The 20,464-nt window shown below is 72.5% G+C and carries 17 protein-coding genes and 2 pseudogenes; 9 read left to right on the forward strand and 10 right to left on the reverse strand.

Translation table 11 applies throughout. From position 1 onward, the window contains the following. Positions 1-115 precede the first annotated feature (115 nt). Positions 116-1,438 carry a hypothetical protein gene (locus ACZ6BB_RS21620; RefSeq protein ID WP_471616772.1) on the forward strand — a complete coding sequence of 441 codons (1,323 nt, stop codon included), beginning with the start codon at positions 116-118 and terminating at the stop codon, positions 1,436-1,438. 62 nt (positions 1,439-1,500) lie between these two features. Here the strand turns inward: ACZ6BB_RS21620 and ACZ6BB_RS21625 are convergent, their stop codons facing one another. Continuing rightward, positions 1,501-2,238: a flavodoxin family protein gene (locus tag ACZ6BB_RS21625; protein WP_471616773.1), complete on the reverse strand. Its 738-nt coding sequence runs from the start codon at positions 2,236-2,238 to the stop codon at positions 1,501-1,503. Positions 2,239-2,586: 348 nt separating this feature from the next. Here ACZ6BB_RS21625 and ACZ6BB_RS21630 point away from each other — a divergent pair, with 348 nt between their 5' ends. Beyond that, a complete protein-coding gene (locus tag ACZ6BB_RS21630; RefSeq protein WP_471616774.1) occupies positions 2,587-3,264 on the forward strand; it encodes a DUF4389 domain-containing protein in 678 nt (225 codons plus the stop codon). A 26-nt stretch (positions 3,265-3,290) separates the two neighbouring features. Here ACZ6BB_RS21630 and ACZ6BB_RS21635 read toward each other — a convergent pair whose 3' ends face one another. Further along, on the reverse strand, positions 3,291-5,666 hold the full coding sequence (locus ACZ6BB_RS21635; RefSeq protein ID WP_471617006.1) for a glycoside hydrolase family 65 protein: 2,376 nt from the start codon (positions 5,664-5,666) through the stop codon (positions 3,291-3,293). 454 nt (positions 5,667-6,120) lie between these two features. Between ACZ6BB_RS21635 and ACZ6BB_RS21640 the strand changes: the two genes are divergently transcribed. Together ACZ6BB_RS21640 and ACZ6BB_RS21645 are read left to right on the forward strand one after the other, a co-directional pair. Then, positions 6,121-6,627 carry a pyridoxamine 5'-phosphate oxidase family protein gene (locus tag ACZ6BB_RS21640; RefSeq protein ID WP_471617007.1) on the forward strand — a complete coding sequence of 169 codons (507 nt, stop codon included), beginning with the start codon at positions 6,121-6,123 and terminating at the stop codon, positions 6,625-6,627. Between the two features lie 40 nt (positions 6,628-6,667). Continuing rightward, positions 6,668-7,036 (forward strand): PAS domain-containing protein, encoded by a 369-nt coding sequence (locus ACZ6BB_RS21645; RefSeq protein WP_471616775.1) that lies wholly within the window; start codon positions 6,668-6,670, stop codon positions 7,034-7,036. Between the two features lie 184 nt (positions 7,037-7,220). Here ACZ6BB_RS21645 and ACZ6BB_RS21650 read toward each other — a convergent pair whose 3' ends face one another. Further along, complete coding sequence (locus tag ACZ6BB_RS21650; protein ID WP_471616776.1) at positions 7,221-8,540, reverse strand: hypothetical protein; 1,320 nt, start codon at positions 8,538-8,540, stop codon at positions 7,221-7,223. A 151-nt stretch (positions 8,541-8,691) separates the two neighbouring features. Here ACZ6BB_RS21650 and ACZ6BB_RS21655 point away from each other — a divergent pair, with 151 nt between their 5' ends. Together ACZ6BB_RS21655 and ACZ6BB_RS21660 are read left to right on the forward strand one after the other, a co-directional pair. Beyond that, a complete protein-coding gene (locus ACZ6BB_RS21655; RefSeq protein ID WP_471616777.1) occupies positions 8,692-9,138 on the forward strand; it encodes a DUF6325 family protein in 447 nt (148 codons plus the stop codon). Between the two features lie 39 nt (positions 9,139-9,177). Then, on the forward strand, positions 9,178-9,471 hold the full coding sequence (locus ACZ6BB_RS21660; protein WP_471616778.1) for an SHOCT domain-containing protein: 294 nt from the start codon (positions 9,178-9,180) through the stop codon (positions 9,469-9,471). A 250-nt stretch (positions 9,472-9,721) separates the two neighbouring features. Here ACZ6BB_RS21660 and ACZ6BB_RS21665 read toward each other — a convergent pair. The 3 genes and pseudogenes from ACZ6BB_RS21665 to ACZ6BB_RS21675 form a co-directional block, all read right to left on the reverse strand. Next, positions 9,722-9,988, reverse strand: a pseudogene (locus ACZ6BB_RS21665) (ATP-binding protein); the annotation flags it as partial. A gap of 117 nt (positions 9,989-10,105) precedes the next feature. After that, complete coding sequence (locus ACZ6BB_RS21670; protein WP_471616779.1) at positions 10,106-11,173, reverse strand: zinc-dependent alcohol dehydrogenase family protein; 1,068 nt, start codon at positions 11,171-11,173, stop codon at positions 10,106-10,108. Positions 11,174-11,680: 507 nt separating this feature from the next. Further along, on the reverse strand, positions 11,681-14,059 hold the full coding sequence (locus tag ACZ6BB_RS21675) for a phosphoketolase family protein (RefSeq protein ID WP_471616780.1): 2,379 nt from the start codon (positions 14,057-14,059) through the stop codon (positions 11,681-11,683). Positions 14,060-14,109: 50 nt separating this feature from the next. On the opposite strand from ACZ6BB_RS21675, the gene ppk2 reads away from it, so the two are divergent. Further along, positions 14,110-14,913: a polyphosphate kinase 2 gene (ppk2, locus tag ACZ6BB_RS21680; RefSeq protein ID WP_471616781.1), complete on the forward strand. Its 804-nt coding sequence runs from the start codon at positions 14,110-14,112 to the stop codon at positions 14,911-14,913. Between the two features lie 17 nt (positions 14,914-14,930). Here the strand turns inward: ppk2 and ACZ6BB_RS21685 are convergent, their stop codons facing one another. The 3 genes and pseudogenes from ACZ6BB_RS21685 to ACZ6BB_RS21695 all read right to left on the reverse strand — a co-directional run bounded on the left by ACZ6BB_RS21685 (position 14,931) and on the right by ACZ6BB_RS21695 (position 17,093). After that, the gene (locus ACZ6BB_RS21685; RefSeq protein ID WP_471616782.1) at positions 14,931-15,809 is read right to left on the reverse strand and encodes a universal stress protein; all 879 of its coding nucleotides are present in this window, start codon (positions 15,807-15,809) and stop codon (positions 14,931-14,933) included. A 5-nt stretch (positions 15,810-15,814) separates the two neighbouring features. Beyond that, positions 15,815-16,096: pseudogene (locus ACZ6BB_RS21690) on the reverse strand (zinc-dependent alcohol dehydrogenase); the annotation flags it as partial. Positions 16,097-16,187: 91 nt separating this feature from the next. Then, the gene (locus ACZ6BB_RS21695) at positions 16,188-17,093 is read right to left on the reverse strand and encodes a universal stress protein (RefSeq protein WP_471616783.1); all 906 of its coding nucleotides are present in this window, start codon (positions 17,091-17,093) and stop codon (positions 16,188-16,190) included. A 453-nt stretch (positions 17,094-17,546) separates the two neighbouring features. Between ACZ6BB_RS21695 and ACZ6BB_RS21700 the strand changes: the two genes are divergently transcribed. Then, positions 17,547-19,259, forward strand: a complete 1,713-nt coding sequence (locus ACZ6BB_RS21700) for a SulP family inorganic anion transporter (RefSeq protein ID WP_471616784.1) — start codon at positions 17,547-17,549, stop codon at positions 19,257-19,259. Here the strand turns inward: ACZ6BB_RS21700 and ACZ6BB_RS21705 are convergent. Then, positions 19,253-19,507: a hypothetical protein gene (locus tag ACZ6BB_RS21705; protein WP_471616785.1), complete on the reverse strand. Its 255-nt coding sequence runs from the start codon at positions 19,505-19,507 to the stop codon at positions 19,253-19,255. The two genes, ACZ6BB_RS21700 and ACZ6BB_RS21705, sit on opposite strands and share 7 nt — an antisense overlap. Positions 19,508-19,705: 198 nt before the next feature. Between ACZ6BB_RS21705 and ACZ6BB_RS21710 the strand changes: the two genes are divergently transcribed. Next, a complete protein-coding gene (locus ACZ6BB_RS21710) occupies positions 19,706-20,170 on the forward strand; it encodes a cyclic nucleotide-binding domain-containing protein (protein ID WP_471616786.1) in 465 nt (154 codons plus the stop codon). Positions 20,171-20,464: the final 294 nt, after the last annotated feature.

A 20,464-nucleotide genomic window follows, 5' to 3' on the forward strand; every position in this document is an offset into this window, starting at 1 on the left:
GCCCCGACGCTAGGCCCGCAGCACCCGGTGAGAGGGCGCACGACTCATGACGAAACGCTGACGTCCGCGCCTGTCGGGCGGGCACCGGCTCCCCTGCGGCCTAACGTCTCCCAGCGTGAACCGCGATCTCCGCCACGACCTGTACGCCGTCGCCTCCGCCGCTCTGCTGGTCGTGACGGCCGCATCGGTCGGCATCGCCGTCAAACGCGCCGAGGACGTCCTGCACGTCGGCCGGCCGCCCCTGTACGCCGACTGGCTGCCCCACATCGGCCCCGGCACCCCCGTCGCGGTCACCGTCGCCGTCACCGTCGTCGCGTACGGCCCCCCGCTGGCCGCCCGACTGCCCTGGCGCCTCCTCCTGTGGACCGTGTGGGCCACCGCCATGGCATGGACGTTCTCCCTCGCCCTCGTCGACGGCTGGCACCGCGGCATCGCCCGCCGGCTGACGACCAGGTACGAGTACCTGCGGGTCATCGACCGGTTCGACGACATCCCCGCGACCCTGCGGAGCTTCACCGACCACATCCTGCTCGGCACCGCCGACCACTGGCCCCCGCATGTCGCCGGGCACCCTCCGGGAGCCACGCTCACCTTCGTCCTCCTCGACCGGGTCGGCCTGGCAGGCGGAGGCTGGGCGGGCACCTTCGTCATCACGGTCGGGGCGACCGCCGCGGTCGCGGTCCTCGTCACCGTACGGACACTGGCGAGCGAGGCACTGGCCCGTCGCGCCGCCCCGTTCCTCGTCCTGGCCCCGGCGGCGGTATGGATGGGCACCTCGGCGGACGGTTACTTCACGGCGGTCGCCGCCTGGGCCGTGGCGTTCCTCGCCCTCGCGGCGACGGGGCACCGACCGCGGACCACCGCCGTCCTCGCCGGCCTCCTCTTCGGCCTGGTCCTCTACCTGTCGTACGGCCTCACCCTGTTCGCCGTGATGGCGGCCGCCGTCCTGCTCCTCGGTTCCCGGAGAGTGGCCCTCCTCCCCTTCGTGACCGCCGGACTCGTCGTCGCCCCGCTCGTGTTCACCACGGCGGGCTTCGACTGGTGGGAGGCGTACCACCTGCTGGTCGAGCGCTACTACCAGGGCGCCGGCGGCTTCCGCCCGTACGGCTACTGGGTGTGGGCGAACCTCGCCTGCACGGTCCTCGTCGTGGGCCCGGCCACGGTCGCGGGGCTGCGCCGCACGGGCGCCCTTCTCGCCCGATGGCACGCCTCGCCCGGCCCCGAGCGCCGTATGGGACTGCTGCTGTCCGCGGCCCTGCTCATGCTGCTCGTCGCCGACCTGTCCGGGATGAGCAAGGCGGAGACGGAACGGATCTGGCTGCCGTTCGCGGTGTGGCTGCTCGCGGCCGGCGCCCTCCTCGACCGCCCCCGCGTCTGGCTGACCTCACAGGCGGGGCTGGGACTGCTCCTCAACCACCTGCTGCTGACGGGCTGGTGAGTGCCGGCGGCAGACCGTGCGGTCCCCCGGCCGGCCGGCCGCGACCGGGCCTCGGGCCCGGCTCAGCGGTGCTCGGGGTTGTCCGCGCCCGGTCGGCAGCCCGCGTCCCACTCCGAACGCTGGTTGCCGTGGGCGGGGAAACCCCCGGTGCGCTTGAGCATGGCCGCCAGGTGCATGAGGTTCCAGGTCATGAAGGCGGTGTTGCGGTTGGTGAAATCGTTCTCCGGACCGCCCGACCCCGGGTCGAGGTACGAGGGACCGGGACCCGCCGCTCCGATCCAGCCCGCGTCGGCCTGCGGCGGGATCGCGTACCCGAGGTGCTGCAGGCTGTAGAGGACGTTCATGGCGCAGTGCTTGACCCCGTCCTCGTTGCCGGTGATCAGGCAACCGCCGGCCCGCCCGTAGTAGGCGTACTGGCCCTGGGGGTTGAGCAGACTGGAGCAGCTGTACAGGCGCTCGATGACCTGCTTGGTGACAGAGCTGTTGTCACCCAGCCAGATGGGCCCGGCCAGCACCAGGATGTCCGCGGCCATCACCCGCTCGTACAGCGCGGGCCATGCGTCGGTGGCGAACCCGTGCTCGGTCATGTCCGGGTACACGCCGGGCGCGATGTCCTCGTCGACCGCTCGGACGACCTCCGTGGCCACCCCTCGCGCTTCCATGATCGCCCTGCTCCTGGCCACGAGTCCCTCGGTGTGGCTGACCTGGGGTGAGGGCTTGAGCGTGCAGTTGATGAAGAGCGCGCGCAGGTCGTCGAAGCGGTAGCTCTTCTCGGCGGACGGGGCGGACGGTACGGCCATGGCGACTTCCTGGGGAGGAGAGCGGGCAGGGGTCGGCGGGCGGCACTCCGCGCGCCCTGGCAGCAGCTTCTCGCGGAGTGCGCGCACTGTCCCGTTGCGACGCACCGGCTGATGTTCCCGCGCGGCATTCTCGGTCTGCTCGTCGGTCGGCCGGACGTCGATCAGCCGGGCCGGCTGCCGCTGGGGGCGGGCGCGGTCCCGCCCTCCGGCAGGCGGGGCCACCGGTGACAGGCGTGTACTGGATGGTGGGGGGCCGCGGGCTGGGGCCGCGCGGGGCCGACCGGCCCCGGCGCACGCCTGGTCCCGGGCCGCGAGGGGGCCGAAGATCCCGGGAAGGGAGCTGGAACCATGGCTTCGGAAACAGTCCCGCCGAGTGTGAATCCGCCTCAGCCGGTGCAGCCGGTCCGGCTGACCGCGACCTGTGATCCACAGCTGTCCCGGTGGCTGTGGCTGGTGAAGTGGCTGCTCGCGCTCCCCCACTATGTCGTCCTGGTCTTCCTGTGGGTGGCGTTCACGGTGGTGGGCGTGGTGGCGTTCTTCGCGATCCTGTTCACCGGCCGCTATCCGCGCCCTCTGTTCGACTTCACCACCGGGGTCCTGCGCTGGAGCTGGCGGGTGGCCTTCTACACGTACGGCGCCCTGGGCACCGACCGCTACCCGCCCTTCACGCTCGCCGAGGTGCCGGACTACCCGGCCCACCTGGACGTGGCGTACCCCGAGCAGTTGTCCCGCGGTCTGGTCCTGGTGAAGTGGTGGCTCCTGGCGATCCCCCACTACCTGGTCCTGGGCATCATCGGGGGCGGCATCCACATGACCTGGACCTCGGGAGGGCTCATCGGGCTCCTGACCTTCTTCGCCGGCGTCGCCCTGCTCTTCACGGGCGTCTATCCGCGCGGCATCTTCGACCTGGTGATCGGCCTCGACCGGTGGGTGCTGCGGGTGGCCGCGTACGCGGCCCTCCTCACGGACGTCTACCCGCCGTTCCGGCTCGACCAGGGCGGCAGCGAACCCGGGACACGGCCGTGACCCGGGTCGTCGCCGTCCCGCCCCGCTCAGTCGGGAAGGTCGAGGGTGCGGGACTCCCCCGGTCCGACGCTGAACGTGCGGTCGGCGAGCGCGACGGTGACGGGGGCACGGTCGGACTCGGGCACGGCGATGTCCAGCCGCCCGGCCCGGAGCCGCAGGTGCACACCCCAGTGGCCCCGGTAACGGAGGGAGAACCCGTACTCGGACAGCTCAGGGATCGGCACGGGATCCAGCCTCAGCGTCTCCTCTCGCGTCTCCAGGCCGGTCAGCCCGCGCTGTACCAGGTCGAGGGTGCCCGCCATGGCGCCCAGGTGGATGCCCTCGGCGGTGGTACCGCCCTGCAGGTCGGCGATGTCCCCGGCGAGTGCTTCCTGGACGAAGGTCCACGCCTCAGTGCGCCGCGCCCTGGCCAGGACCCAGCCGTGGACGAGGGCACTGAGCGTGGAGCCGTGGGACGTACGGCCCAGGTAGTGGTCCACGGTTCGATGCCAGGTGTCGTCGTCCAGGCGGTACCCCAGTCGGCCGAAGAGGGTACGCAGTTCGGCGGGTGAGAAGAGGTGGCCGAGCATCAGCGCGTCGGCCTGCTTTGACGCCTTGTACCGGTTGACGGTGTCGCCCTCGGCCTCCAGGATCCGGTCCAGCCGCCGGATGTCACCGTACTTCGCCCGGTACGCCGTCCAGTCGAGTTCGGCGAGTTCGCCGTACCCCTCGAACTGGCTGATGACGCCGTCGTGGAACGGGACGTGGAGGGAGCGGGAGATCTCCTGCCACCGTGCGGTCTCGCCACCGTCGAAGCCGGTGCGGTCGGCGAGTTCGCGGCGGCGGGGCCACGGAAGCTGCTCCAGCAGTTCACAGGCACGGGCGAGGACCCAGGCGGCGGTGACGTTGGTGTAGGCGTTGTCGTCGATTCCCGGCCGGTCGGCCCCGGGGTAGGCGTCGTGGTATTCGTCCGGCCCCACGACACCACGGATGCGGTAGCGGCCGAGGTGCTCGTCCCAGGTGGCCGCGTCCGCCCAGAAACGGGCGATCTGCAGCAGCGTCTCGGCACCCTTGGTGTGCAGGAACTCGGTGTCGCCACTGGCCTCGTAGTAGCGCCACACGTTGTAGGCGATGGCCGAGCCCACGTGGTGCTGGAGGTGTGAGTGGTCGGGCAGCCAGCGCCCGGAGCGCGGGTTGAGGTGCAGCCGCTGGGTCTCCTCACGGCCGTCGCTCGCGCTCTGCCACGGGTACATGGCCCCGGTCCGGCCGCTGTCCTCGGCCGCGGCCAGGGCTCGTGCCAGGCGGCGGTGACGGTAGGTCAGCAGCGCTCGGGAGACCTCGGGGAAGTGCAGGTTCAGATAGGGCAGGACGAACAGCTCGTCCCAGAAGACGTGTCCGCGGTAGGCCTCGCCGTGCAGTCCTCGCGCGGGGACGCCGACATCGAGGTCGGCGGTGTGCGGGGAGAGGGTCTGCAGGACGTGGAACAGGTGCAGCCGCAGGACGCGGCCGGCCTTGCCCGGCACCTCCAGGTCGGCCCGGCGCCACAACAGGTCCCACGCGGTGACGTGGGACTCCCGCAGCTGATCGAAGCCGGGTGCGCGGCCGACGCGGTCGACGGCCGCCCGGAGCGGGTCGTCGATGGCCGGGTCACGGGAGGTGAACAGGGCGACGGTCTTGTCCACGGTGACGGTACGGCCGGGGGTGAGGGCGAGGCGGAACCGCTGGACCGCCCGTCGACCGTCGTGCCGGGTCTCGGCGCTCTCCCCGCTCAGGCTGACGGTCCGTGACGCCATGCCGACACGGATGTCCGAGGTGCTGGTGCGGCAGCGCAGCCACACGGTGTCGGCGTCCGCGGAGCCGGTGTGGACGTGCACGAGGTGGCGGGTCTCCAGGTCCCGGTAGCGTGCCACTCCGGTGTTGCGCACCCGGCCGTCCAGGGAGGCTTCCACCTCCAGTTCGCCGGCGAAGTCCTCGGCGGTGAACTCCGTGCGGAGCGCGGCGAGATGGGGATCCCCCATGTGCACGAGCCGCAGCTGCCGCACCCGCAGACGGTGGCCGGCGCCGTCGGCGTAGGTGGAGCGGCGCTCCAGGAGGCCGGTCCGCGGGTCCAGGCCGAGGCTGTGGTGGAGCAGCCGGTGGCGGTCCGGGTTCAGCCAGTCCTCGCCGGTGAGGCGGAAGCGCAGCGGCAGCCAGTTGGGCAGGTTGACCATGTCCTCGTTGTCGACCCGGTGACCGGCCACCTCGGAGGTGAGCCGGTCGTAGCAGCCGGCGGCGTAGGTGCCCGGATAGTGCACGGAGTCGGCGCCGCACTCGGGCAGCGCGCCACGGGTCGCGAAATAGCCGTTGCCGAGGGTGCACAGCGCTTCGCGCAGACCCTCCTGCTCCGGGTCGTAGCCCTCGTACTCCCAGATCCAGTCGCGCATCCGGTCCTCCGGCACGTCGGGCTCCGCGAGGCCGCCTCGGCGGCGGGGCCTGGCACAGCCCGTGGGCGTCCCGTCGCTCTGCCGAGCCTAGAGCCGCGCTCCCGGTTCGACGCGGGCGCGGCGCCGGACGGGGGATCGCGCGCGGCACCCTCGGTGGTCGGACGGCGGCGGCCAGTGGCCATGACGTCGTGGGGATCGGGGACCGCAGGTCCCCGGGCGGGGCCGGCCGGCCCGTGGAGGGGTGACCGGCGGAGGTGGAGAGTGGGTGGGAAGGCGGAGTCTCCGCCTCCGTGGCCATCCGGAGGCCATCCGGAGGCCATCCGGAGGCCATCCGGGCCGCTCTCCCGGAGGACCGGGGCCGATCGGCCCTACCGCGGCCGACCCCGCCGCCGTTCCATGGAGGACGTCCATGCCGCAACCCGACAGCCCCCTCTCACCCGCGCGGAAGACCACGATGCCGATCAGCAGCCACCACGAAAGAGCCGCCACGCCCCGACGGTCGGTCGACCTCGACAGCGACGAGGCCCTGCGGCTGCTCGGCAGTGTGTCCTTCGGGCGGATCGTCTTCACCCGGCACGCGCTGCCGACCGTCCGCCCCGTCAACCATGTGCTGGACGGGGGCGAGATCGTGATCCGTACCCTGGAGGGCACGGCGCTGACCGCTCGCGCCCAGGAGGCGGACGGCCAGGGCGTCGTGGTGGCGTACGAGGCCGACGTCATCGACCCCGACACCCACCTCGGCTGGAGCGTGGTCGTCACCGGCTACGCCCGCCCGGTCACCGACCCCGAGGAGCTGGCCCGCTATCGGGCGATGCTGCGCCCCTGGGTGAGCGGAACCATGGACCACGCGGTCCGCATCCGCCCGGACCTGGTCACCGGCATCCGTCTCACGGCCGTCGACGCTCCTGTCGACGTCGGCGTCGACACGGGCATCGACACGGGCATCGACAGGGGCGGCTGACGACGACCCGGATCCGGCACCCCCCTGTCCTCCCGTTCCCGTGGCACGCGCGGGGGCCGCACACTGGAACGCCGCCGCCCACCGGCTGTACGGCTACACGGCCGAGCAGGCCATCGGCCGCCACATGTCGTTCCTCGCTCCGGTGGACCGCAGGGACGAGATCAGCGCGCTCATGCAGCGGCTGCGGCGGGGTGAGAAGGTCGAGCACTTCGAGACGCTCCGGGTCACCCGGGCCGGGGCGCTGCTGGACGTCGACGTCACGCTGTGGCCGACCAGGGACACCGACGGCACGGTCGTCGGCGCCTGCGCCATCGTGCGGGACATCAGCGACCGCAAGCGCGCGGAGGCCGAACCACGGCCCTGTACGAGCAGCAGCGGCACATCGCGCTCACCCTGCAGCGCAGCCTGATGGGGACCCCCGCCCGCGATCGCCGGGCTGGCCACCGCGAGCCGCTACCGTCCCGCCACCCAGGGCGCGGGCGTCGGCGGCGACTGGTTCGACCTCGTTCCGCTGGGCGCGGGCCGGGTCGGCGTGCTGATCCGACAGCTGGGGGTACGCCCCACGCACGACGGAAAGACCACCTGGTTCACCGTCAGGCTCGCGTAGGCGGCCGGGCCGGCGGTGTGGAGGTGTCGTCGAGGAACTCACGGATCGCGAAGCCCGCCAGCGTGATCACCGCGGTCCACACCACTACGGCCGTGGTCGGATAGGTCCAGGTGAACAGGACCACGCCCGCGATCAGCAGGATGGCGACGCCGATCCAGTGCTTGAACCGGTGGACGAACCGGCCGACCGGTCCCGTACGGAACCCGGCCGAGGTGGCCACGTCGCGCAGCGCGCCGATGCTCCTGCGGCAGCCCGTGCGCGTCAGCACGGCGGGCCGGGACGGTCCGGCGAGGAAGGCCGCGGCGGCGACGAACAGGGCCGTCGCTCCCAGGGCCCGCGTACCGGCCCGCAGGAACTTGACCACGGCGTCGTACACGGCTCCCGCCGCCGCCTGCGAGGTCCCCGGGGGCAGCCGGTCGAGGTAGATGTCACGGAAGACGGTGAGGGAGATGCCGAGGAACAGCATGGCGAGGAAGACCGCGAGGCCCGCGCCGATCACGGCATGCCGGCGGTTGAAGGCCACGTACACGCCGGCGGCCGCGACGAGGAGCGCGATGACGGGGAGCCAGCCGCCGAGGATCTCCAGTACGCGTACGTAGGTCTTGATCTCGCCGATGTCCTTCGAGGCGAAGACCACGAAGTCCGTCTTCACGTCCGGGATCTTCGCGGCGGGCGAGAACCCGGCGTCGACCAGCTGATCCTTGACCTGCTGGACGATGGGGCCGACGTCGACGACGACCTGGTTGTCCTTCAGCTCGACGGCGCCGCCGGACTCACCGGTCAGGGCCTCGTCCACGGCCGCGTGCGCCCTGCGGTTGGCCTCCACCCAGACCTTCTCGAAGGCACTGCTGCCGACCACCCGCTCCACCGTGCTGCTGACCAGTTGCCGCAGGCCGCTCTCGATCGGGCCGTCCAGGTTCTTCAGCAGGTCGGCGGCCTTCGGCGGTACGCCTTGCTGCGAGGCCGCGTCCGTCAGCTGAGCGACCAGCGCGTCCACGTCGACGCGGTCCAGCACGGCGTCGGTGACCCGGTCGGTGACGGCCCGCTGCACGTCGGGATCCTCGGCCAGCGGTCCGACGGTGGCGACGTAGCGGTCCGTGTCCTGCACGATGCTGTTCGCCCACACGGCGACGACGGACAGCAGGGAGAGGATCGCGGCCAGCAGGATCAGCAGGAACGCGCCGAACGACCGGAACGGGTGATGCCGCCCGGACCGGGTGCCTTCCAGAGCGCTCACCCGGTGCCGAAGTTGATCCAGTTCGCCGCGCTCCCGGGCGGAGAGCTCCTCACCACCTGTGTCGCTCATGGTGACCAGCAGAGTCGCGCGGCGGGCGGTGCGCCACCCGGGAGCACCGCGCGGGTGAACGGCGGCTGGCGTGCGCGCGTCGTGGCCCGGTGATGCAATGGGTCCGTGGGGGACGCCTCAGAGGGAAGCCGTCGGCACCAGGGATGACACCATGAGCGACGCACTCGAAGAAGAAGTGGGCCCGATCGACTACCTGGTCGTCGAGTTCCCCGGCAGCCGGATGACGGGCGAGGGTCTTCCCCTCCTGGTCGATCTCGTGGACCGCGGCCTCATCAGGATCCTGGATCTCGTGTTCATCAGGAAGAACGACGACGGCTCCGTGGCCGGCATGGAGATCGCCGACCTCACCGGCGACGGCGAACTCGACCTGTCCGTCTTCGAGGGCGCGTCGTCCGGGCTGCTGGGTCAGGACGACGTGGAGGAGGCGGCCGTCGCCCTGCAGCCGGGCAGTTCCGCCGGGATCCTGGTCTACGAGAACCGGTGGGCCGCGCCGTTCGCCGCGGCGCTGCGCCGCGGCGGCGCCGAGCTGGTCGCGTCCGGACGCATCCCGGTGCCCGCTCTTGTCGCCGCCCTGGACGCCACCGAACCCACTCGGTGAGGGCGGCCGGACGGTCGACCCGACAGAAGGAGAACGGCCATGCCAGGTCTCATCCGCGGGGTCGCCCGCACCGCCGTCGTCGCCGGAACGGCGACCGCGGTGTCGAACCGTGTGACCCGCCGTCAGCAAGGACGATGGGCCGAACAGCAGCAGTACGCCTACGAAGCGCCCGCCCCTCGGCCGACGCCCGCCCCGGAGCCCCCGGCGGCTTCCGCGGCCCCCGACATGGCCGACCGGATCGAACAGCTGAAGCAGCTCGGGGAACTCAAGGCACAGGGCGTGCTCACCGAGACCGAGTTCGAGGAACAGAAGCGCAGGCTCCTGGAGGCATGAGCACCGGAACACACCGGTCCCGGAGAGCCCGCGAACCCGGCGCCGGTACCGGCCCGTGTTCCGCCCGGCAGCGACCGGCCGGCAGTGCGGCCTTCCGGCAGTGCGGCCTTCCGGCCGGCGGCCGGAGGACGCCGGACCGCCGGGCGGTGTCCCCGAACCGATCCCAGCCAGGCTGATACGTGCCGTCCGCGTACGTCCGGACGCCACCGGCACCCCGCTCATGACGGGCCGCCCACCGGGAGTCCTGCCGTCACCGTCCGTACGCCGACGGCACCCGCCACACCCGGGTCGTCCCGCCGCCGGGCGGACCGGTCGTCTCCAGTTCGCCGCCCGCCTGGCAGGCGCGTTCGGCCATGTTGCGCAGGCCGCCGCGGCGGCCTCCGGCGGGGATGCCCACCCCGTTGTCGGACACCGTGAGGCACACCTCCGAGGCACCGGCCTCCAGGACCACGTCGACCCGAGACGCGTGAGCGTGCCGGGCGACGTTCGTCAAGGACTCGGAGAGGACGGCCTCCACCCGGCGATCCTCGTCCTGCCGGGGCCGGACGGCCAGGGCCGGCCGGCCCTGTTTGGCCGGTGGATCAGCTACGGACGGGCCCGGCCCCGGTGTCTGCCGGCCCGGTTCAGGAGCCGATCACGCCGGAACGGCGAGGACGTCGTGGCGGGGTCCGCCGAGCACGACCTTGAGCGCGCCGGTGTCGGCCGCGCGGGAGAAGACGTCGTACGCCTCCTCCATCCCGTCCAGCGGGAAGGTGTGCGTGACCAGGGAGGAGGTCGGCAGCCGGCCGGCGGCCGCCATCCGCAGCAGGGTGGGTGTGGAGTGGGTGTCCACCAGGCCGGTGGTGATGGTCACGTTCTTGATCCACAGGTCTTCGAGGTGCAGCGTCGCCGGTTTGCCGTGCACGCCTATGTTGGCCACGTGTCCGCCGGGGCGCACCATACGGGTGCAGAGTTCGAAGCTCTCCGGCACGCCGACGGCCTCGATCACGACGTCCGCGCCGAGCCCTTCGGTGAGGTCGGCGACCAGTTGCTCCGGAGCCTCCCGGGCGTCGGCCACGGCGTCCGCCCCGAGCCGCCTGGCGGCCTCCAGCCGGGCCGGGGCCAGGTCGACGGCGACGATCCGCTCGGGCGAGTACAGCCGGGCGGTGGCGATCGCGGCGAGGCCGATGGGACCGGCGCCGACGACGGCGACGGTGTCGCCGGGGCCCACGCGCCCGTTGACGACGCCCACCTCGTAGGAGGTGGGGAAGATGTCCGCCAGCAGGACGGCCTCCTCGCCGTCCAGCGTGCTGGGCAGCGGGTGCACGGACAGGTCCGCGTACGGGACGCGGACGTACTCGGCCTGGGTGCCGTCGATCAGGTGCCCGAGGATCCAGCCTCCGCCGCCCAGGCACTGGCCGTACGCGCCCTCACGGCAGAAGCGGCAGCGGCCGCAGGCGGTGATGCAGGAGATGAGCACGCGGTCGCCCGGCCGCACGGTGCGTACGTCGCCGCCGACCTCGACGACCTCGCCGACGGCCTCGTGCCCCAGGACCGTGCCGGGGCGGACCTCGGGCACGTCGCCCTTGAGGATGTGCAGGTCCGTCCCGCAGATCGTGACCGTGTCGACGCGGACGATCGCGTCGGTGGGGTCCTTGATCCCCGGGTCGGGCACGTCCTGCCAGGACGACTGTCCGGGGCCGTGGAAGACGAAGCCCTTCATGGCGATCCCTGCCTTTCTGTGTCTCCCCCGGTCCCGCGATCCGGCTGCTCCACTCGCGGGCCGGGTGTGTCGGCGGGGCGGTGCCGTTCTCACCCCACAGATCCAGCTTGTGCCTCCGGGCCGGACCGCGCACGGGCCGGTCGGACCTCGCTCGGCGCCGGAGGGGGTGAGAGGGCCCGGTGCGGCGCGACGCCGGAGCCGTCGTGCGCGCGACTCGTGGGCCCGCGCCAGGTGCTCCGACCTTCGACGCCCCGGCGTCCTGGCGGTTCGGCGCACTGACGGCACGATCGGAAGAGGAGCGCCCCCCGGTTCCGGGACCGTCGGCACCTGCGCGGGCCGCCGTTCCGAGGGACAGTGGGAACAGGGGCGGCGCCGACCCCCGCGGTGTCGCTCCGCCCGTACCCACGCGACCGGTGCCTGGGGCGGAGCTGGACGAGGCCCTCGCCGACGCGGGGTGGTGGTTCGGGTGGCGGCCGCACCGGGGTGAGGCCGCCACCCGCGACGGTGTCAGGCCCAGTGCCAGTCGGCGATCTCCGGCAGGTCGGTGCCGTGCTCGCGGATCCAGGCGTGATGGCGGGTACGGGTGTCGGCCATCTGCTGGCGTACGGCGGCGGCGCGGACGGCGAGGCCGGGGACGCGGTCGATGACGTCCATGACCAGGCGGTAGCGGTCGAGGTCGTTGCGGACGACCATGTCGAAGGGTGTGGTCGTCGTGCCCGACTCCTTGTAGCCGCGCACGTGCAGGTTCCGGTGGCCCGTGCGGCGGTAGGCGAGGCGGTGGATGAGCCACGGGTAGCCGTGGTATGCGAAGATCACCGGCTTGTCGGTGGTGAACAGGCCGTCGTACTCGAAGTCGCTCATCCCGTGCGGGTGTTCCTCGCGCGGCAGCAGCCGGGTCATGTCGACGACGTTGACGACACGGACGGCGAGCTGGGGCAGATGGCGGCGCAGCAGCTGCGCCGCGGCCAGCACCTCCAGGGTTGGCACGTCGCCGGCGCAGGCGAGGACGACGTCCGGTTCACCGCCGTTCTCGCTGCCCGCCCACTCCCAGATCCCGGCGCCGCGTGCGCAGTGGCCGCGGGCCTGGTCCATCGACAGCCAGTCGAAGCAGGGCTGTTTGCCGGCCACGATCACGTTGACGTGGTCGCGGCTGCGCAGCGCGTGGTCCGCCACGGACAGGAGCGTGTTGGCGTCCGGCGGCAGATAGACGCGCACGACCTCCGGGCTCTTGTTGAGGACGTGGTCGACGAAGCCGGGGTCCTGGTGGGAGAAGCCGTTGTGGTCCTGGCGCCACACGTGCGAGGTGAGCAGGTAGTTGAGGGAGGCGATGGGCGCGCGCCACGGCAACTCCCTGGATGTCTTCAGCCACTTGATGTGCTGGTTGACCATGGAGTCGACGATGTGCACGAACGCCTCGTAGCAGGAGAACAGACCGTGGCGGCCGGTGAGCAGGTACCCCTCCAGCCAGCCCTGGCAGAGGTGTTCGGAGAGGATCTCCAGTACCCGGCCGTGCCGGTCGAGGTGTTCGTCGACCGGAAGGCGTTCGGCCTGCCATGCCTTGCCGCTGGCGTCGAAGACGGCCTGCAGACGGTTGGAGGCGGTCTCGTCCGGTCCGACGACCCGGAAGTCCCGGCGCGAGCGGGTGTCCCGCATGATCTGGGCCAGGAGGCCCCCGAGGACCCGGGTCGGTTCGTGGAGCGTCGTGCCCGGCTTGTCCACCGGTACGGCGAAGTCGTCCAGGGGGCGGATGGGGAGGTCGCGGACGAGGAGGCCGCCGTTGGCGTGCGGGGTGGCGCCCAGCCGCCTGGTGCCGGCGGGGACGTGGGCGAGGACCTCGGCGACGGGCCGGCCGTCCGGGCCGAACAGCTCCTGGGGCCGGTACGAGCGCAGCCAGGTCTCCAACTGCCTGAGGTGTTCTGGGTTTTCGCGTACCCCGGAGAGCGGGACCTGGTGGGCGCGCCAGGTGCCTTCGACGGGCAGGCCGTCGACCTCGGCGGGGCCGGTCCAGCCCTTGGGGGTGCGCAGCACGATCATCGGCCAGTGCGCGCGTTCGGCGACACCGTCCTCGCGTGCGGTGCGCTGCAGCAGGGCGATGCGGTCCAGCGCCTCGTCGAAGGCGTGGGCCAGGGCGCGGTGGACGGTGGCCGGGTCGTCGCCGGTGACGTGGAGGGGGTCGTGGCCGTAGCCGCGCAGCAGGTCGTCGAGTTCGGACTCGGGGATCCGGGCCAGCACCGCCGGGTTGGCGATCTTGTAGCCGTTGAGGTGGAGGATCGGCAGGACGGCGCCGTCGTGGACCGGGTCGAGGAACTTGTTGGAGTGCCAGGAGGCGGCCAGCGGTCCGGTCTCCGCCTCACCGTCGCCGATGACGCAGGCCACCAGCAGGTCGGGGTTGTCGAAGGCGGCGCCGTAGGCGTGGGCGAGGGAGTAGCCGAGTTCACCGCCCTCGTGGATCGAGCCCGGCACCTCGGGCGCCACATGGCTCGGTACGCCGCCGGGGAAGGAGAACTGCCGGAAGAGCCGTGCCATGCCGTCGGCGTCGCGCGTGACGTCCGGACAGGTCTCGCTGTAGCTGCCGTCCAGCCAGGAGCCGGCCAGGACGGACGGCCCGCCGTGCCCGGGTCCCCAGACGCACAGGGCGTCCAGGTCGCGCGCTGTGATCACCCGGTTGAGGTGGGTGTAGATCAGGTTCAGGCCCGGCGAGGTGCCCCAGTGACCGAGCAGCCGCGGCTTGATGTGTTCCGGGAGCAGCGGCTCGGTCAGCAACGGGTTCGCCAGCAGGTAGATCTGTCCGGCCGCGAGGTAGTTGGCGGCCCGCCAGTGGGCGTCCAGGGTGCGCAGCTCGTCGTCGGAAAGTACGGTGACGTTCTGGTGTTCGACCTGGGTCATGGGTGACTCCGGAACTCATCGACGGGGGTCGTCGGGCGGTGGAGGACGGCATGGCCGGCAAGAAGGCGACGAAGGTGTCGCGCGCGGCGTACGAGAAGGAACTGCTGCGGCTGCAGACGGAGTTGGTGAAACTCCAGGAATGGGTACGGGCCGAGGGCGCCCGTCTGGTCGTGGTCTTCGAGGGGCGGGACGCGGCGGGCAAGGGCGGCACGATCAAGCGGGTCGCCGAGCATCTGAACCCCCGTGTCGCCCGGATCGCGGCGCTCCCCAAGCCGACGGAGCGCGAGCGCACCCAGTGGTACTTCCAGCGGTACGTCGAACAGCTGCCGGCGGCCGGGGAGATCGTGCTGTTCGACCGGTCCTGGTACAACCGGGCCGGCGTCGAACACGTCATGGGCTTCTGCACCAAGGAGGAATACCAGCTTTTCCTCCGTCAATGCCCCATTTTCGAGCGCATGTTGGTCGAGGACGGGATCCTGCTGCGCAAGTACTGGTTCTCGGTGAGCGACACCGAGCAGCAGGAGCGCTTCCGGCGCCGCCTGGAGGACCCGTTGCGGCGCTGGAAACTGTCGCCGATGGACCTGGAGTCGCTCACGCACTGGGAGGCGTACTCCCGCGCCAAGGACGAGATGATGGTGCACACCGACATCACCGACGCACCGTGGTACGTCGTGGAGAGCGACGACAAGCGCCGGGCCCGGCTGAACATGATCGCCCATCTGCTGGCGTCGGTGCCGTACCAGGAGGTGCCGCCGCCGGTGCTGGAGCTGCCCGAGCGGCCGGCGTCGACCGGATACGAGCGTCCACCGCGCGATCTGCGGACCTACGTCCCGGATCACGCGGCGGGTCTCTGAGCTGCCGGTCACCGCGCTCACTCCCGCTCGGGCACGATCGCGACCGGGCAGGCGGAGTGGTGCAGCACGCCGTGCGTCACCCGGCCGAGCTGGAGGCCGAAATGCCGCGGCCTGCGCCTGGCCCCCACGATCAGGAGGTCGGCGTCCTGGGAGGCCCCCGACAGCACGGTCCGGGCGTGGCCCTCGACGGTACGGCGGTGCAGCCGCACGTCGTCGGGGGCGTCCTGGAGAGCCGCTTCCAGACCCTGCGCGGCTCGCTCCTCGTGCAGCCGGGCGGGCTCCCCGGCCGGCAGGGGGTGGTCGGTGGCCGTGTGCGCGGGGCACCGCCAGGCCCGGACCGCTTCGACCTCGGCGCCGCGTCGCCGCGCCTCGTCGAAGGCGAAGCGCACGGCCGCCGAGGACGCCGGCCCCTCGCCGACGCCGACGAGGATCCGGCCGTGCGTGGCGGGCAGGGCCCGGTTGTCGTGGCTGCCGCGTACGACGACCATCGGGCAGTGGGCGTGAGCGGCCACCGTCAGGCTCACCGAGCCCACGAGCGCCTCGGTGAGGCTGCTGCGGCCCCGGGTGCCCGTCACCAGCAGGGAGGCGGTACGGCTCTCCCTGAGCAGGGTGTACTCGGGCTCCTCCGGCACCACCTCGGTGGTGATCCTCACCTCCGGGCGGCGGAGACGGGCACGCAGGGCAGCGGTCTCCACGATCTCCTCGATCCCCGTCTCCTCGGACGGCTCGCCCGGGTCGTCGGCGAGCACGCCACCCTCGTAGCGCTCCCACAGCGAGGCGAACACCAGCCGCAGCGGCGCCCCGCGCAGGACGGCCTCGTCGGCGGCCCAGTCCACGGCCCGCAGGCTCGGCCCGGAGCCGTCCACACCGACGACGATCGGCAGATCCTTCGTCATCCCGCTCACCGTCCCGCGCCGAGGTCGAACACGATCCGGGCCCTGACCTGACCGCGCAGCGCCTCGTCGAGGGAGTCGTCGACCGGGGCCGGCGGGCGGGTCTCGCGGACGACCGGGGTCCGGCCGGCCGCGTGCGGCGGGAAGACCTCGGCGAGGTCCTGCCGGGTGCCCACGATCGAGCCGATCACACGCGTGCCGTTCAGGACGGTGTCGAGGACCGGGACCTGGACACAGCCATGGGCGGGCAGGGCGACCGTGACGAGCTTGCCGCCGCGCCTGAGGCCCGTGTCGGGATCGGGGCGCTCCCCGGTGATCAGGGGCTCGCCGATGGCTCGGACTACCGCTGCCTCCATGGGTTCTCCTCCTCCGATTGTGGCGTCAGTGGTGCGGGACGACGGCGACGGGGGCGGAGCTGTGGTGCAGGACGGCGTGGGTGACGGGGCCGATGTGGGAGCCGAAGGGGTTCCGGCGGATCCGGCGGCCCACCACGACCAGGGAAGCCTCTCGGGAGGCGTCGGCGAGGTGGTTGCCGGGGCTGCCGTACGGGCACTCCTCGCCGACCTCGATGTCCGGGTGCTTCTCCCGCCACGGGCGCAGGGCCTCGGTCAGGGCGGTGCTCTCCTGGCGGGCCAGTGCGCGGTGCAGTTCGGGGTCGGCGGCGAGGCCGTAGGCGTAGTACGGGGGCGGGTTCCAGCCGTGGACCACGCGCAGGGAGGTCCTGCGGCGGGCGGCCGCCGCGAACGCGAACTCGATCAGTTCCTCGTCGGGGCTGTCGGTGTCGAGGCCCAGGACGACGGGCCGGAAGGGTGCCGCCGCGGAGGGGATGCCGGCGGGGTCCATCTCGTGCTCGTCCGAGGCCAGTTCCGCGGCGCGGACCAGGACGACCGGCCGTTCGGCGTGGGCCACGACCGCCAGTCCGACCGAGCCGACCATGAAGCCGCCGATGCCGCTCAGTCCGCGGGAGCCCAGGACCAGCAGTTCGGCGTCCTCGGCCTCGTCCAGCAACACCTCGGAGGGCCGGCCGGAGGCGTGCTCGGTGACGACCTCCAGCCCCGGGTGGCGCAGGCGCACCCCCTCGGCCGCCTCGCGGGGGATGCTCTCGGTCCAGTGCTGCTGGGTCTGTGTGCCGAGCAGCGGTGCCTGCGCCATGGGGGCCGGGACGGGCTCGCGGACGTGGACCAGCTTCAGCGGCACACCGAGCAGCTGCGCCTCGCGGGCCGCCCACTCGGCTGCCGAGCGGCTCTCACGGGATCCGTCGAGACCGACGGTGACGGTGCGGTTCATGATCTCCACCTTGTGAGGTCGGGGTACTGAGCGACTGGTTCGAGCCGGGGCGCCGGGGTCCCGGTTCGAGCCTCTTCCGCCCGCCGGTCCCTGGGCAGGGGCCGCAGGTCCCTTCGGGGGGCCGATCGGCCCTGTCCGGCGTCCGGACGGGCCCGGCGGACCTGCTCGCAGGGCCGGCCATCCCCTTCCGCCGGATCCGCATCGGCGCCGTCAGCACGGTGCTCGTGCACGGCCATGGTGATGTTCCCTACGGGCAGACTCCGGACATGGTGTGATGCCCTCACTCTCGTCGCGTCCACCGTCAGGGGGTGGGATGCCGAAGGTCCGCGCTCGTCGGGCTGAACGGCCCTGCCGGCAGGGCCCTTTGGGCGACAGGCCGTGGCGGGGCACGACGGGCGTCCCGCCGCCGGACGGCCGTGGGTGGATCCTGTGGGCAACGGAGAAGGGCACGGCATGAAACTCGGCGGAGACCGGCGGGGTGGTCCGGTGTGGCGCGACCTCGCACCCGGCCTCGTCGCCCTCCTCGGCTACCGGCGGGCCTGGCTCAAGGGTGATCTGATCGCCGGGGCGACCGTGGCGGCCTACCTCGTTCCGCAGGTCATGGCGTACGCCGGGGTGGCAGGGCTGCCCCCGGTCGCGGGACTGTGGGCGATCCTGCCCGCGCTGGCGCTGTACGCGCTGTTCGGCTCCTCGCGTCTGCTGTCGATCGGCCCCGAGTCCACGACCGCCCTGATGACGGCCACGGTGGTCGCCCCGCTCGCCGCGGGCGACCCCGGGCGCTACGCCGTGCTGGCCGCCACCCTCGCGACGACGGTCGGGCTGCTGTGTCTGCTGGCGCGGGCGGTGCGCCTGGGGTTCCTCGCGGACCTGCTCTCCCGGCCGGTGCTCATCGGCTATCTGGCGGGGGTTGCCCTGATCATGACGGTGGATCAGCTGCCGAAGCTCACCGGGGTGGACACCACCGGCTCGGGGTTCTTCGCCCAGCTGTGGTCCTTCTTCACCAGCCTGGGCGAGGCCGACGTGCCCACGGTCCTGTTCTCGGCGGCCATGCTCGTGCTCCTCTTCTCGGTGGCGCGCTTTCGCACGGTGCCCGGACCGCTGCTGGCCGTCGTCCTCGGCACGGCGGCCGTGGTCGTCCTGAACCTCGACGGCCGGTACGGCCTCGCGGTGATCGGCGAGGTGCCCTCGGGACTGCCGAGCCTCGCGGTACCGGACCTGGGGGTACTGCCCGAGCTGATCCTGCCCGCGCTGGGCGTCCTGCTGGTCGCCTACACCGACTGCATCCTGACCGCCCGGGCGTTCGACGGCCCGCGAGGCGAAGGCCCCGCCCTGGACGCCAACCAGGAGTTCCTCGCCCTCGGTGCGGTCAACCTGGGCGCGGGCGCGGTGCACGGGTTCCCGGTGAGCAGCAGCGCCAGCCGGACCGCGCTGGCCTCCTCGGCGGGCGCCGGCAGTCAGGCGTACTCCCTGGTCGCGGGTGCCGCCGTCCTCGCGGTCCTGCTCCTGCTCAGTCCGCTGCTCACCCGTACGCCCTCCGCGGTGCTCGGCGCGCTCGTCCTCTACGCGGCCGTCCGCATGGTCGACCTCGCGGGATTCCGCCGGCTGGCCGCGTTCCGCCGCCGCGAACTGCTGCTCGCCCTGGGCTGCCTGGCCGGTGTGCTGGCCCTGGACATCCTGTACGGCGTGCTGGTCGCGGTGGGACTGTCGGTGGCGGAACTGCTGACGCGGGTGGCCCGGCCGCACGACGCCGTCCAGGGTCTGGTGCCGGGGTTGGCGGGCATGCACGACGTGGACGACTATCCGACGGCCCGCACGATCCCCGGCCTGCTCGTCTACCGCTACGACTCCCCGCTGTTCTTCGCCAACGCCGAGGACTTCCTGCGCCGCGCCCTGGCCGCCGTCGACGATCAGACCGATGCCGTCCACTGGTTCGTCCTCAACACCGAGGCGAACGTGGAGGTCGACATCACCGCTCTGGACGCCGTCGACGAACTGCGCCGCGAACTCGCCCGCCGCGGCATCGTGTTCGCCCTCGCCCGCGTCAAGCAGGACCTGCTGGACGACCTGACGGCGTACGGCCTGTTGGACTCGGTCGGTACGGAGCACATCTTCCCGACACTTCCGACGGCGGTGGACGCGTACCGGAACCGGAGCCGTGATCAGTAGGCGGGCGCGCGGGCCGGCGCGGGTGCGGGGTCCGATGGGCCGGGGCCCGGCGCGAGTGATCCGGGGGTGTCGTACGGCCGGTTCGCGGTCAGGGCCGTACGAGCGGCCGGCTGCCGGCCCGGCCGTCGCCGCAGCCGCCGTACGACCAGCGCGTCGTGCACGGCGACCGCTACGAACGCGGCGGCCGCGGACACGGCCAGGAGCACGGCGAACGGCCTCCGCAGGCCGGGAGGCGGTGAGGTGCGCACGGCGGTCGTCCCCTCGTTCGGGCGGGTCGTCCCATGGCCTCATGGAACCGCAGGGCCCGGATCCGACGCACCGGGCCGGAAGGCTTCTCCGACGTGCCGACCGGCCCGGGGCGAGGGGCCGGACGGCCCATGGCGGACGGGGAGCGGCGGGGCACAGGCTGGGCATGGCAGTTCCGGTAGACGGCTTGGAGGCGCGCCATGATCACCACACCCACGCCCAGCATGCTGCGGGCGCTGCCCGCCGAACATCGGCAGCGGCTGATGCGCGTCGCCCGTGAGGTGGCGTTCACGCAAGGGGAACGGTTGTTCGAGGAGGGAAGCCGTGCCGACCGCTTCTGGATCGTCCGCACGGGCACGGTCGAGCTCGACATGCGGGTGCCGGGCCGTCGGCCGGCCGTCATCGAGTCGCTCCGGCACAACGAACTCGTCGGCTGGTCCTGGCTGTTCACCCCGCACGTGTGGCATCTGGGCGCCGAGGCGACGACGCCGGTAAGGGCGTACGAGTTCGACGCCACGGCCGTCCGTCTGATGTGCCAGGAGGACCCGGCCATGGGCCGCGCCGTCGGCCTGTGGGTCGGTGAGGTGCTCGCCCATCGCCTCCAGGCCGCACGGACCCGACTGCTGGACCTGTACGCCCCCTACGGCGGCGGCGGTGTTCGCTGAGACCGGCCTGCAGCACAGGACATGGTCACGGCACCTCGGGTGCACACCCTGGAGGGGTCGCGGCGTCTCGTCCCGGGCGGCGGCTGAGCACGGTCAGGCCGATGGCGATCCAGGCCGTGTCGAGCGGGGCGGAGGGCCAGGGCTGGTGACAGCCGGAGTTGACGGTCGGTGAGGTGGCTCCGAGCGCCGCACACCGTCCCGCTGCGAGAACCCGCCGCGTGCGCGACGCGCCCCGGAAGCCGACCGGCAGATCGCCCTCACCGGAGCGGCAACCTGCCGGCGGGCCGACGGATG

This window comes from Streptomyces sp. NPDC041108, assembly GCF_055592645.1.